The organism is Priestia sp. SRI_019 (assembly GCF_057586255.1).
This window is the reverse complement of sequence record NZ_JBYCZN010000001.1, coordinates 1-14,450: the sequence shown is the minus strand read 5'-3', so window position 1 is coordinate 14,450 and position 14,450 is coordinate 1. Positions and strand designations below refer to the sequence as shown.

At 38.2% G+C, this 14,450-nt stretch carries 10 protein-coding genes and 2 tRNA genes; 2 read left to right on the top strand and 10 right to left on the bottom strand.

Annotation, left to right across the window (positions count from 1 at the left end):
- Position 1: 1 nt before the first annotated feature.
- The 3 genes from menH to AC2YJL_RS00050 are packed head-to-tail and all read right to left on the bottom strand — an operon-like array spanning position 2 to position 3,977.
- Entirely contained in the window at positions 2-811 is an 810-nt protein-coding gene (gene menH, locus AC2YJL_RS00060) for a 2-succinyl-6-hydroxy-2,4-cyclohexadiene-1-carboxylate synthase (RefSeq protein ID WP_230933703.1), read from the bottom strand.
- A gap of 3 nt (positions 812-814) precedes the next feature.
- Positions 815-2,569 (bottom strand): 2-succinyl-5-enolpyruvyl-6-hydroxy-3-cyclohexene-1-carboxylic-acid synthase, encoded by a 1,755-nt coding sequence (gene menD / locus AC2YJL_RS00055; protein WP_230933704.1) that lies wholly within the window; start codon positions 2,567-2,569, stop codon positions 815-817.
- A complete protein-coding gene (locus AC2YJL_RS00050; RefSeq protein ID WP_230933705.1) occupies positions 2,556-3,977 on the bottom strand; it encodes an isochorismate synthase in 1,422 nt (473 codons plus the stop codon). Before AC2YJL_RS00050 ends, menD begins: the two co-directional genes overlap by 14 nt.
- Before the next feature lie 351 nt (positions 3,978-4,328).
- Here AC2YJL_RS00050 and AC2YJL_RS00045 point away from each other — a divergent pair, with 351 nt between their 5' ends.
- Positions 4,329-5,081, top strand: coding sequence for a TraR/DksA C4-type zinc finger protein (locus AC2YJL_RS00045; protein WP_230933706.1), 753 nt, complete (start codon positions 4,329-4,331; stop codon positions 5,079-5,081).
- 93 nt (positions 5,082-5,174) lie between these two features.
- Positions 5,175-5,972, top strand: a complete 798-nt coding sequence (locus tag AC2YJL_RS00040) for a TIGR00266 family protein (protein ID WP_013059569.1) — start codon at positions 5,175-5,177, stop codon at positions 5,970-5,972.
- A 38-nt stretch (positions 5,973-6,010) separates the two neighbouring features.
- Here AC2YJL_RS00040 and AC2YJL_RS00035 read toward each other — a convergent pair whose 3' ends face one another.
- From AC2YJL_RS00035 to AC2YJL_RS00005, 7 genes are all read right to left on the bottom strand, one after another.
- Positions 6,011-8,422 carry a glycogen/starch/alpha-glucan phosphorylase gene (locus AC2YJL_RS00035; protein WP_230933707.1) on the bottom strand — a complete coding sequence of 804 codons (2,412 nt, stop codon included), beginning with the start codon at positions 8,420-8,422 and terminating at the stop codon, positions 6,011-6,013.
- Between the two features lie 13 nt (positions 8,423-8,435).
- Positions 8,436-9,866: a glycogen synthase GlgA gene (gene glgA, locus AC2YJL_RS00030; protein ID WP_230933708.1), complete on the bottom strand. Its 1,431-nt coding sequence runs from the start codon at positions 9,864-9,866 to the stop codon at positions 8,436-8,438.
- On the bottom strand, positions 9,863-10,888 hold the full coding sequence (locus tag AC2YJL_RS00025; RefSeq protein WP_025750736.1) for a glucose-1-phosphate adenylyltransferase family protein: 1,026 nt from the start codon (positions 10,886-10,888) through the stop codon (positions 9,863-9,865). The genes glgA and AC2YJL_RS00025 overlap by 4 nt, the downstream gene beginning before the upstream one ends.
- Before the next feature lie 22 nt (positions 10,889-10,910).
- Entirely contained in the window at positions 10,911-12,062 is a 1,152-nt protein-coding gene (locus tag AC2YJL_RS00020) for a glucose-1-phosphate adenylyltransferase (RefSeq protein ID WP_016765788.1), read from the bottom strand.
- Positions 12,013-13,974 (bottom strand): 1,4-alpha-glucan branching protein GlgB, encoded by a 1,962-nt coding sequence (glgB, locus tag AC2YJL_RS00015; protein WP_195695770.1) that lies wholly within the window; start codon positions 13,972-13,974, stop codon positions 12,013-12,015. Before glgB ends, AC2YJL_RS00020 begins: the two co-directional genes overlap by 50 nt.
- Before the next feature lie 293 nt (positions 13,975-14,267).
- Positions 14,268-14,339: transfer RNA gene (locus AC2YJL_RS00010), tRNA-Glu, on the bottom strand.
- Between the two features lie 20 nt (positions 14,340-14,359).
- Positions 14,360-14,450, bottom strand: a tRNA-Ser gene (locus tag AC2YJL_RS00005).

Here is a 14,450-nt window from a genome sequence, read left to right as displayed (position 1 = left end):
ATTATGTAGTAGCTAAGAACTCAATTACTATTCTACCAAAAATCTCGGGTTGTTCCACGTGAATTGCATGGCCTGTCCCTAAAATAATTTTAGAAGTAGCATTTGGTATTAATGTTTGCATTTCTTTGGAAATTAAACAAAACTTTTGATCTACTTCTCCTGTAATAAGCAAAACCGGCATCACCAGATCGTCCAGCTTCTCCCAAAGGGACGGCTGGACTCCTGTCCCCATTCCTTTCAAACTGTTGGAAAGGCCGATCTCTGTATGAGAAAGTCTTTCTTTACGCACCGCTTCTTGAACATGACGAGGCAATTGCTTTTGAGAACGAAAAAGAGGGATTTCCTCCCAATCGTTCACAAACTCTTCAATCCCATTTTCCATAATGCGGCTCGCCAGCTGTTCATCTTTTTCTTTTCTTAGATTTTGTTCTTCTCGTGTTTTTAAACCAGGCGATGCGCTTTCTAATACCAACTTTTTCACAAGGTGTGGATATCGCTGAGCAAATGAAAGAGCAAGTCTTCCTCCCATCGAATATCCGATTACATTCACCTGTGATAAAGATAGCTGTTGAAGCAGCTCATGCAGTGCTTCAACAACTGCTTCCATTGAATATGGTTTGATTTCTTTCGGAGCTGCTGATTGGCCATGACCAATAATATCAACAGCAATCACCTGATAGTCTTTAGCGAATTTCTTCATAAAGGTACGCCAGGTTTGAGAAGAACCGGTAAAACCGTGAAGCAGAAGGAGCGGCTCTCCTTTCCCCTCGGTGTGCACATAGTAAGATACACCACTTAATTGATACCTCATTGCTTATTCCTCACCGTTTGACAAATTTATTTCCTCGGAAACAAGTTTCCACAAACTGCGATGAGTCTCTACATTTTCTGTACGAGTTGTACGAATCTCTACAACATGCAACCCGCCTTTTGCAAAAGCATGATTCATTGCATGTCGAAATTCTTCCCAGCTGCTTGCTGAAGAAAATGTGCCATCATACAGACGAGTGGCATGCTCAAAGTTTAATCCAGTTGGCGTACCGAATAAAAATTCAAAGTGCTTTTCTTGTTTTGACTGCGGTAAAAATGAAAAAATTCCTCCGCCGTCATTATTAACTAGCACAACGGTTAAATTTAAATTATGCATTTTAGCTGCCAAAAGACCATTTAAATCGTGATAAAACGATAGGTCACCAATAAATAAAACGGTGTGATCGTAAGCCGTGCTTACGCCTAGAGCAGACGAAACTACACCATCAATTCCATTTGCGCCCCGATTTACAAAGAGTGGAATATCTTTTTCCGTATTTAAGAAGAAAGAATCAATATCTCGAACAGGCATTGAATTTCCAGCAAACAACGCCGTGCCTTCAGGTACTACATCAACAATTTCTTGAACTACTTGTCCTTCGAACCATTCCTGGCCAGAAGTTAATGTCCTCAGAGCCTGTGCAGTTTGAGCATTAATCTTTTTCCACAGACTCAGCCATGAAGTAGACTCCTCTTGATTCGCTGAAAGACGCTTGATCAGTTCTTCACAAAATAATATCTCATCGGCTTCAATCATCACTGTCGAACGTAAAGTAGGGTCTCTCCAGCCTTTACCTTGGTCAACTACAAACATTTCTGTCGGCTCGTGTGCTTTCAAAAATTGCAATAGCGGTTTCGATACCGGCATCGCGCCAAAACGAATGACAACTTCCGGGTAAAAACGCTCATCAACCTTATCACTTTTTAAAAATGTATCATATGTCTCTATTACATTTTCTTTTGAATGCTTGCCGCTTCTTAATTGTGATAACGGATCTGCGAGCACCGGAAAGCTTAAAGATTCAGCTAAATGGCATACGCTGTCTACTGCTTTTAAAGACATTTGATCTCCGCATATAATAAGTCCTTTTGTTGTTCCCTCTAAGCGCTTCGCAATTTCTTCGAAACCTTTTTCAGATAGAGATGCTTCTCCATGAATAGCAGACACATATGATTTGCCGCGTTTCCCTTGACTCCATAAATCTTCAATAGATAAATCTGGTACAATCGGTTCACGTAAAGGTACGTTAATGTGTACAGGACCGCTCGGTATAGCTTGAGCTGTATGAACAGCCCTTGAAGCTACTGTTCGGATATAACGATTCATATCTGCACTTTCTTCTGGTAAAGCTGTATCTACAAACCACTTCGCATATTGACCGAAAAGATGATTCTGATTAATGGCCTGGGGGGCACCTATATCCCTTAACTCATGCGGCCGATCCGCTGTGATAACTACTAAAGGAATGCGTGAGTAGTGAGCTTCAATTACTGCAGGATAATAATTCGCTGCAGCTGTTCCAGATGTACATACAAGCGCCACTGGTTTTTTCTTTGCTTTTGCTATTCCTAGAGCAAAAAAGCCGGCGGAACGTTCATCAATATTTAAGTGTACATGAATATCAGGGTGCTCAGCCATAAGCATCGCAATAGGTGTTGAACGTGACCCTGGACTGACCACTACTTCTTCAACATTTGCTTCTACTAATTCATCCACGAATGACGCAATATACGTTGTTAATGATTTAATGTGTTCCACGCATAATCCCTCCTAAAGCTGAAAGCATCGGGTTGAATTTAATTCTTGTTTCTTCATATTCACTTTTAGGCGTAGAATCTGCTACAATTCCACAGCCCGCAAATAAAACGGCTTCTTTCTGCTGAATAACAGCGGAGCGGATTCCTACTATAAACTCACCGTTTCCGTTGATATCCATCCATCCTAAAGGAGCTGCATACCACCCTCGGTCAAAGGATTCTAGCTTTCGAATAATAGGCAGGGCCTCCTGTTGAGGATATCCTCCTAGCGCTGGTGTTGGATGGAGCTTTTGAATAAATGAAAATAGCGTCACATCTTCCTTTATACGTCCTTTAACAGGTGTATACAAATGTTGAATATGCTTTGTTTTATATAAACTTGGCTTACTTGGAATTTCTACTTCATAACAGTAAGAATTCATCGCTTCTTTAATCATATGAACAACAACATCGTGTTCAATTAAGTTCTTTGGATCTTGAAGCAATTCCTCACCTAGTTCGTGATCTTCCTGCCTTGTCTTTCCTCTTGGAATCGAACCCGCTAGACATGTGGAAAACACATAATCTCCTTGTTTTTGCACTAGCCTTTCTGGGGAAGCGCCGATAAAATGCTGATGCTCCCCCTCTAAAATATATGTGTAGCTAGTTGGCTGTTCCTTTAACAGACGCTGAAGCACGTATTCAGTAGAAATATCTTCATTAAATTTTACTTTTAATTGACGAGCAAGAACCACTTTCTCTATAGCCTGTTGCTTAATTAAAGTAGTAGCTCTTTCAATATTTCCTTTAAATTTCTCTACCCCAATTTCCTCTTTTTCCAACAGCAAAGGTGAAATATGCGATTCCCCGTCGTACTCTTCACAAAGAACAAGTTTTTGGACCTCTTCGAAATAATTGATGTGCTCTTTTACAGAATCTTGTCCTTTAACCATCATATTAACGGTAAAATATCCTTCTTTATCTACCTGGGTATATAACACTGTTGGAATCATAAATTTTGAACTCGGGAAATCACTCCAATAGTTTTCTCGATACTGATTTGGGTCAAATGAAAATCCTCCAAATAAAAGAGGACCTGTCCCATCCGGGAAAATTTGGTTGTTTTTATAAAAGTCTTCTTTTATAAAGCGCTTCCATTCATTTTCAATGTGGAAATAACGTTCTTTTGCCGCATTGGTGCAAATAGTATGCGCATATCCTAATCCAACAAATGTATAATAACTGTTGGGATCTTTCCAAAAAAAGCGTTCTTTATAAAACTGGTCATGTCCGTTCGCATAAAAAATAAGGGGGTCAATAGGTCTTACTTTTTTTACTAAACTGACCAATTTTGGCTGATTTTCATTTTTTGCACACTCAATCGCATCTTTAATGTATTCTTGTACTAACTGTTCGGTCGTTGCAATCACACTACGTCCCCCCGTTCATCTTTTTTCTTAAGTCTGTAACTAATTTATTATAAACTTTCAGTTCAAAAAAATCTAGCATCGCGATTCACGAGAAAAAATTAATTTCGCTTGTCTAAATTATGCCTTTTCATTAAATGAATCAAAAATCTTTATGATCTATTTAGTACTCCTTACACCTCGAGAACGTTATTTTTATCGTACCCTTTTCTATAACCTTTAACTTTCTTTAATTTTCCACTCCTTTTCTCTCTTAGGTTCATGAATACCCCAAATACTCCTAATATGAATCGTGTTTTTTTGAATTTTTAACACATACTACAAAAGCACAATAAATTTTTAAGGGGGAGCTTCATGACACTTTCAAAACAAGAAATCAGTCAGTTAAAACAAAATTTACAGCAGCAGCAGGCTGATGTTCAATCGCACTTTGACCAAAATGATCATTTTGGTCTAACTCGAAGCGACGCTCACGATGCTGTAGGAGAACTTTCAAGCTACGATAACCACCCTGGTGACACAGCCACGGAAACATATGAGCGTGAAAAAGACCTTGCACTAAATGAACATGCAAAACAAGAGCTACATGAAATAGAAGAAGCACTTCAGGCAATCGCTCACAGCACGTATGGAACATGCAAAGTATGTGGAACAGATATCTCGTTTGAAAGACTTCAGGCTGTACCAACTACTTTATACTGTAGAGAACATAGTCCATCACAGGATATTCCAAAGCACAGACCTGTAGAAGAAAATGTTCTCCATCACCCATTTGGTCAATACGACTATGACGATACCGAAACGACAGGATATGACGCAGAAGATTCTTGGCAAGACGTTGCGCGTTACGGGACGTCTGAATCTCCTTCTGATTTTATAGAAGATACGTCTAACTATAGTGAAACCTATATTGAGGCAGATGAAGCTATCGGGTACGTTGAAGATTATGAAAACTTTGCCGCTACCGATTTATATGGACAGCCTCTTCCTATTTACCCTTCAAAAGAGCATGAGCGATATGAAAATGCATTGGATGAAGAAGGTACGATGACCATATTTGGAGACTTACCGGCCTATGAGAAAGATCCATACACTGAAAAGGAGTAGTTCTTCATACTACTCTTTTTTCTATTTTTAGTAGGAGCTATAGGAGATGACATCGAATGAATAGGAGATTAGAATTATAATGAGGTGAAAATGATGAATGCACATGAAATTGATTACAAATTGTATGGAGATGACATGCAGTTTGTTGAAATTGAATTAGATCCTTCAGAAAGTGTTATAGCAGAAGCTGGAGGAATGATGATGATGGAAGATGATATTGAGATGGAAACCATTTTTGGTGACGGTTCTTCCTCCAACAGCAGCGGGCTTTTTAATAAACTAAAAGGAGCTGGGAAACGCGTATTAACTGGTGAAAGTTTATTTATGACGGTATATACAAATAACGGATATCACAAACGAAAAGTATCTTTCGCTTCACCTTTTCCAGGCAAGATTATTCCTGTCGATTTAGAGCAGCTCGATCATAAAATCATTTGTCAAAAGAGCTCCTTTTTATGCGCTGCCAAAGGCGTATCCGTTGGCATTGATTTTCAAAAAAAACTAGGAACGGGCTTCTTTGGCGGTGAAGGTTTTATTATGCAAAAATTAGAAGGTAATGGCTTGGCATTTTTGCATGCAGGCGGGACCATTCATAAAAGACAGCTGCAGCCGGGTGAACGCCTTCGCGTGGATACTGGATGTTTAGTGGCCATGACCCGTGATGTAAACTACAACATCGAATATGTAGGGAAAATTAAAACAGCTCTGTTTGGAGGAGAAGGCATGTTTTTTGCTACTCTGTCAGGACCAGGAACAGTTTGGATTCAATCTCTTCCTTTTAGCCGACTAGCCGATCGCGTTTTATCAAGTGCAGTTTCGCCAACGGGAGGTAAAGGTGAAGGCAGTATCCTTGGTTCTTTAGGTGATTTCTTAAACGGTGACAACAGATAAAATAAAAAAGGTGTAGTCTTTGACTACACCTTTTTTATTTATTGATTTAATAAATTTTTAGTGGAGTGAATTCCCCAAATATCAGATGCATATTCCTCAATCGTTCGATCACTAGAAAAAAAGCCGGAATGTGCAATGTTCGTCGCACTCATTTGAAGCCATTTATTTTCATTTCTATAAGCCTCGTTTACTTTTTGCTGTGCCGTAACGTATGAGTCAAAGTCACGGAGTACATAGTATTCATCATTTTGCATTAATAATGAATCATATATAGGCTCGAACAAGTCATATGTGTCTGGTAGGAAGCCGTTTGTAAGCTGCTCGAGCACTTGTCGAATCCGCTTATCATGATGGTAATAATCATAGGCACGGTATCCCCCATTTTGCTGATAGCTCAACACTTCTTCGGCTTTTAATCCAAAAAGAAAGGCATTATCTTTTCCTACTGCCTCGCTAATTTCGACGTTCGCTCCGTCCAGCGTGCCAAGAGTTAACGCTCCGTTCATCATGAATTTCATATTTCCCGTTCCCGAAGCTTCTTTGCTGGCGGTTGAAATCTGTTCACTGACATCCGCTGCAGGAAAGATATACTCAGCAAGTGACACCCGATAGTTTTCTAAAAAAACGACTTTTAAAAACGGTGATGTTTGTGGATCATGATTGACAACATCAGCTACAGAATTAATTAGCTTGATGACTTTTTTTGCATAATAATAACCGGGAGAAGCTTTCGCACCAAAAATAAATGTACGAGGAACGATTTGAAAATTAGGGTCTTCTTTTAATCGATTGTACAAATACATAATGTGCAGCACATTTAAAAGCTGTCTTTTATAAGCATGAAGCCTTTTAACCTGCACATCAAAAATAGAATTAGAATCGATTTTAATTCCCGTTTGCTCTTGAATAATATCCGCAAGCAGCTTTTTACGCTGTTGTTTTACTGTTTTTAGTCCTTGTAAAAAGCTTGGATCTTCCACATACTCTTGGAGCTTTATAAGAGAATGCGGCTGTTTAATCCATTTATCTCCTATCACCTCGGTAATAAGGGAGGAAAGCTGCGGATTAGCTTTTAACAACCAGCGCCGGTGGGTAATTCCGTTCGTTTTATTGTTAAATTTAGCAGGATAAAACTGATAAAAATCTTTCATTTCTCGTTCTTTTAAAATATCAGTATGAATCTTTGCCACGCCGTTTACTTTGTAACTTCCCACAATTGCTAAATGAGCCATCTTTACTAACCCGTGCGCTAAAATAGCCATATTTTCAATCCGCTGCCAGTCTCCTGGATATACTTCCCATAATTCTTTACAAAAGCGTTCATTAATTTCTTCAATAATCATATACACGCGTGGAAGCAAGGGTTGAAATAAGTCAATCGGCCATTTCTCAAGGGCTTCAGAAAGAGTCGTATGATTTGTGTATGATATGGTATTGGACGTAATATGCCATGCATCTTCCCATTCCATTTTTTCTTCATCCAGTAAAATTCTCATTAGCTCAGGAATCGCAAGTACAGGATGCGTATCGTTAATATGAATGGCTACTTTTTCGTGAAAATTTGTAAGTGTTTGATAGGTATTTCGATGTGCTCTGATAATACTTTGTAAGCTAGCTGACACAAGAAAATATTGCTGTTTCAATCTTAATATTTTACCATCTTCATGTGTATCATCCGGATATAAAAATTCTGATACAGCCTCTGTTTGACGCTTATACTCCATCACATCTTTATGTACTGGAAATGATGAAGGTTCCGCATTCCAAAGGCGAAGTGTATTCACTGTATCTGTTTTATATCCGATAACCGGGATGTCATAAGGAACAGCAGAGACCGGTTCTCCTTTTACATGACGAAAAGAAAATTTTCCGTCTTCCTGTACCATTTCAACTTCGCCCCAAAAATTCACTTCGATAGCTTGATCTAATTTGCGTACCTCCCATGAATTCCCATGCCTTAACCACTGTTCTGGGAGCTCAATTTGAAAGCCGTTTACAATCTTTTGATCAAACAAACCGTGTTTATAGCGAATCCCATAACCGTGGCCAGGAAGATTAAGTGAAGCAAGAGAATCTAAAAAACAAGCAGCCAGCCTGCCTAATCCGCCGTTTCCTAATCCGGCGTCTACTTCTATCTCTTCAATATTTTCAAGTGAAATATTCAGCTCACTTAATCCTTCTTTTACAACTTCCCGAATTCCTAAGTTCAACAGATTTTGACCTAATAGTCTGCCTAATAAAAATTCGATAGAAAGATAATACACTTGCTTTGTATGTGAAGACCTATGAATTTCATTGGTTGAAATCCAATCGCTGCTAATATACTCTCGCACCATATTTCCTAATGTATGATAGTGATCTTGAACAGTAGATTCTTTAAAGCTCTTTCCATATGTCATTTCCAGCTTTTTTAAAAAAGCCTCTTGAAAGCTTTTTTTATCAGAGAACAATCTGCTCACCCTTTCACGATGGAGTAGATGTCAAATTTGAATACAATTGATTATATTTAAATGCCGATTGCCCCCAGCTATAATCCTGACTCATAGCATCCATCATTAATTTTTTCCATACATCTTTCTGGTGATAAAATGAAACAGCTCTTTCTAACGTATGAAGCATGTCATGAGCATTATAATTTTTAAAAGAGAAGCCATTTCCCTCTCCGCTATATTCATTATAAGCTTTGACCGTGTCATTCAGGCCGCCCGTTTCACGAACGACTGGAATGGTTCCATATTTTAAGGCTATTAATTGTCCGAGTCCGCAAGGCTCAAAACGGGAAGGCATTAAAAATAAATCCGTACCGGCATAAACTTTATGAGCAAGTTCCTCATTAAAACCAATAATGGCTTTTACTTGTTGCGGGTACGTATCTTCCATCTCACGGAAAAACTGCTCAAACTCGTGTTCTCCAGTTCCTAAAATAACAATTTGGGCCCCTAAGTTAACCGTCTCATGGAAAACGTGCTTAACTAAATCCAATCCCTTCTGCTGAGTTAACCTTGTAACCATCGAAATAATTGGAACATCCTTATTTTCTTCTAATTCAAGATAGCGCTGGAGCTCTTTTTTATTTTTATATTTTCCTTCAATCTCTTCTACCGAATAAGGATAAGATATAAGCTGATCTGCGTCTGGGCTATAAGCTTCTTCATCGATTCCATTTACAATCCCAATCAAATCTTGATTTCGCTGACGCAATAATCCATCTAAACTTTCTCCGTAATATGGCATTTGAATTTCATCTCGATATGTAGGACTTACCGTGGTAATTTTATCAGCTGATACAAGCGCAGCTTTCATAAAATTAATATTCCCATAAAACTCGAGCTGGCTTGTAGTAAAATAATAATCATTTAAATTTAATAACTCATATAAATTGCTCTTAGGGAAAATTCCTTGGAATTGCAAGTTATGAATCGTAAAGACCGTCTGAATATGATCATACATATCATAATTAGCACGAAGTAAAAATGGAATCATAGCCGTATGCCAGTCGTGACAATGAATAATATCAGGCTCATTCTCTAAAAATGGGATAGCTTCAAGCACAGCTCTACTGAAAAAAGCAAATCGTTCAGCGTCATCGTAGTGCCCATATAAGCTATCTCTTTTAAAATAATATTCATTATCAATGAAAATATATTTAACGCCATCCATCGTTAACGATTCAATTCCGCAGTACTGTCTTCTCCACCCAACCTGCACATGAATAACTTTTTCAATCACCATTTCATCTTGATAATGTTGAGGAATCGTTCCGTACTTTGGCATGACTACACATACGTTCGTTCCTAACTTTTTTAATTCTTTAGGCAGGGCACCAGCTACGTCTGCTAATCCTCCTGTTTTAATAAAAGGTACACATTCTGATACAGCAAATAATACATTCACGACTTCATCAACGCTCCTTGAGTTGTTCCTTTAGCAATGACTCTAGGTAGACCTGACTCACCTAGCAACGTTTCATTACTTCCTATTTTCACATCTTTGTCTAAAACAACATTTTCTAATACACTATTTTCTAAAATAACGCCTTTTTGCATCACAATGCTATTCTTAACGACCGTACCTTTTCCAATTTTAACGCCTCGGAAGATAATACTATTTTCCACATGCCCTTCAATCACGCACCCGTTTGCGATCATTGAGTTTTTCACAACCGCTTTTTTTGCGTAACGAGTAGGCGGTTCATCTTTTACTTTAGTGAAAACAGGACGTTCGTTAATAAATAGCTGCTTCCAAACATCTGGAGATAAAATTTCCATACTTGTTTTATAGTAGGCATCTAAGCTAGAAATCTCAGCCGTATATCCATGGTGCTCATACTTTTCTACACGATGAGATTGTGCCATATATCGAACCATTTCTTTAATCGTATAAAAATCATGCGATTCATTTTGCAAAATATTAACTAAAATCGATTTATTAATAATATACATATTAAGCGATTTATCACCCTGCTTCATTTCAGTAATATCTGCATTTGAAGCAATATGACGTTGTAGCACGTGCTCAAAGTCAACTGTACATATCGTATAACTATTCGCAATTAATACGTATTCCTGCTTACTTCTTAAGAAATAATCAATATGGTAACGGAACTGCGTGAATAGTGATGGACTTTCTAAGTGTAAATCACTTGTCATAGGAGGGAAGATAAACAATCCATCTCGCTTTCGATCCAAATCCCATTCTTTTCCTGAACCTATATGATCCATCAATGCGCGGTAGCGGTCACGAGGAAAAATGGCAACGCTCGAAATTCCAGAGTTCACCATATTAGAAAGCGTAAAATCGATTAATCGATAGCGCCCTGCAAAAGGAATGGCAGCAATCGATCTATAAAAAGTTAAAGGCTGCAGCGCTGTTGTGTTTGTACAAGCATCAATAATACCAAGCATTTGATTATTCAATGTCGTTCATCCTCTCTGTTCGTTAAATGCATTTAGCAACTGATTCAATCAATTCTTGAGTAACAAGAATTACTTCTTCGCTTCCTTTGGTCGGTCGAATAATAGTACCGTCTGGAACTTCAATATCCGATGGAACAATTGCGTTTTCAATATATACGTTAGAACCTATCTTTGCAGTAGGCATGACAACCGTTTTCTTAACCTCAGAACCTGAGCCGATTTGTACACCTGGAAATAACACGGACTGCTCTACGTTTCCTTCGACAACGCACCCTTCATTTACTAATGACTCCACCACGCAGGCGTTTGGCGCGATATATTGAGGAGGCTGATTAGGGTTAACAGAGTATACTTTCCATGAAGAGTCAAATAAATTAAGCTCATCTTTATCACATAACAAATCCATATTCGCTTCCCACAAGCTTTTTACAGTTCCTACATCTTTCCAATAACCTTGGAATGGGTATGCAATTAGCTTTTTCTTTTCATCTAGTAAAAGCGGAATAACATCTTTACCAAAATCATGGCTTGAATACGGATTGCGTGCATCCATTTCTAAATATTCTTTTAAAATACTCCATTTAAAAATATAAATTCCCATGGAAGCTAGATTATTTTTAGGACGCTGTGGTTTTTCATCGAACTCCATTACGTCTAGATCACTATTTGTATTTAAAATACCAAAGCGGCTCGCTTCTTCCCAAGGTACTTCAATAACAGAAATCGTTACGTCTGCTTCTTTGTTTATATGATAATCAAGCATATTTTCATAGTTCATTTTATAAATGTGATCACCTGATAGAATCAGTACGTACTCAGGATCATATTGTGTCAAATAGTTTAAATTTTCATAAATAGCACTAGCCGTGCCTTTATACCACTTTACTCCATCTGACTCTGCATATGGAGGCAATACCGTGACGCCACCATTCCGTCGGTCCAAATCCCAAGCGCTTCCGATTCCAATGTATGAATTGAGAACTAGCGGTTGATATTGGGTTAATACACCTACTGTTTCAATACCTGAATTTGTACAATTACTTAAAGCAAAATCAATAATTCGATACTTACCACCAAATGGTACAGCTGGCTTTGCTAGATTTTTTGTAAGCGAACTTAGCCGACTACCTTTTCCTCCTGCCAATAACATCGCTACGCATTTCTTTTTTAACATGTTGTTTTCTCTCCCCTCGTTTTCTCTTTGCTCGTAGTATACTAATGCCAAACGGCGGAATATTCATTTCAATGCAAAAAGGTTGGCCGTGAAACGATTCATCCACTGATTTTAGTGCCTTTTTATTTACAATGCCTGAACCGCCGTACACTTCGTCATCACTGTTAATAACTTCAATGTACTCTGTCTCAACTGGAACTCCAACTTTGTAAGAATGATATGGATGCTCAGAAAAATTGCTAACAACTATAAAAATCTCTTGATTTTCTTTCGACTTACGAATAAAAGAGAAAATTTGTTGATGATGGTTGTTAACATCAATCCATTCAAATCCATCTGGATTATGGTCTAATTCGTATAAAGGCTTGCTTCTTTTATAAATCTTGATGAGATCCTTCATATATCCGTTAAGATTGCGATGCATGTCAAAGTCATAAAGCATCCAATCCAACTCCTCTAAATCTTTCCACTCATCAAATTGGCCAAACTCTCCGCCCATAAATAAAAGCTTTTTCCCAGGGTGTGCAAAGAAATATCCATATAGCAGTCGAAGCTGTGCAAACTTGCGCCAGTAATCACCTGGCATTTTATTAAGTAATGATTTTTTCCCATGTACGACTTCATCATGAGAAAGCGGCAAAATAAAGTTTTCGTTAAACGCATACATTAGGGAAAAGGTCATTTTATCGTGAAGATAGGGACGTCTTTCCACGCCAGCTTCCATGTATGTTAAAACGTCATTCATCCATCCCATGTTCCACTTATAATTAAAGCCTAAACCGCCCTCATACGTAGGTGCTGTAACAAGCGGCCAGTCCGTTGAATCTTCTGCCATCATTAATACCGTTTCATCAGATTCAAAAACAGCTTCATTCAACTTTTTCAAGAAGCTGACAGCTCCATCATTCACTGCTTTTCCAGAAGAATTTTGCCAATAAAGCATATTAGCTACAGCATCTACTCGAAATCCATCTATATGGAAGTACTCCAACCAAAACAAAGCATTCGAAATCAGAAAACTTTGTACTTCAGGCTTTCCTAAATCGAAATTAGCTGTTCCCCAAACGTAGTTTTCACGATCGGGTTCTTGTTTGTATTCATAAGTAGGTTCTCCATCGAACATATACAGACCATGTTCATCCTTACAAAAATGCCCGGGTACCCAATCTAAAAGAACCCCTATATTGTTTTGATGACACTCATCTATAAAGTTCATCAACTCTTTAGGTGTACCGTATCGACTGGTAGCAGAATAGTATCCAATTCCTTGATATCCCCAGGATCGGTCGAGCGGATGCTCAATGACTGGTAATAACTCAATATGTGTAAAACCTTGTTCAGCAATATAAGGAATAAGCTCCTGTGCTAATTCACTATATGTATAAAGGCTGCCATCTTCATGAGTCCTCCAAGACCCTGCATGCAGCTCGTAAATACACAGTGGTCTTTCATATATATTTTGCTGTTTTTTCTTTCTACGCCAATATTGATCGTTCCATTTGTACCCATCCAATGAGTAAACAATAGACGCAGTGTTTGGACGTACTTCACTGAAGAAAGCGTATGGATCTGCTTTTAATTTTTTTTGATTGCTTTGTGTAATGATTTCATATTTATAAATAGTCCCTTGTTCTAATTCAGGGATAAATGTCATCCAAATACCTTCTTCATTAACTTTAACCATTGAATGTTGAAAACCGTTCCATTTATTAAAATCACCTACAACGCTTACACCCTTTGCATGAGGTGCCCACACGCAAAATCGTACGCCTTCAATTCCTTCTACCGTTACCTGATGCGCACCGAAAATAGAGTAACTGCGAAATAAGTTTCCTTCGTGATACAAATGAACATCAAATTCAGTAGGCTGAACCGCTAGATTCACTTTTGCCACCCCTTTAACTTCAAACATAATATACGCACATAATACATGCTTCTTACCACTCATTCCCTTTTACAGTAAAAACATAAACCTTTTCTACAAATATAATAGAATAAATGTTCTTTTAAATTGCTCTTTATCCCATACTCTTCATACTTTATTACTTTATGAATAATTCCATATAACATAGGGAAAATCCTGCTTAAAACTTACTTTTTATTCTGAAAATTCATGGTAATTATTCCTAACTATTATTTCTGTTTACTTAATCTTTAAAAAAGCGCAAATAAAAAAGGTTTGCATATATGCAAACCTTTTTGAGATGACCCGTACGGGATTCGAACCCGTGTTACCGCCGTGAAAGGGCGGTGTCTTAACCGCTTGACCAACGGGCCATATTTAAATTTAAAACGACTGGCGGAGAAGGAGGGATTTGAACCCTCGCGCCGCTTACACGACCTACACCCTTAGCAGGGGCGCCTCTTCAGCCACTTGAGTACTTCTCC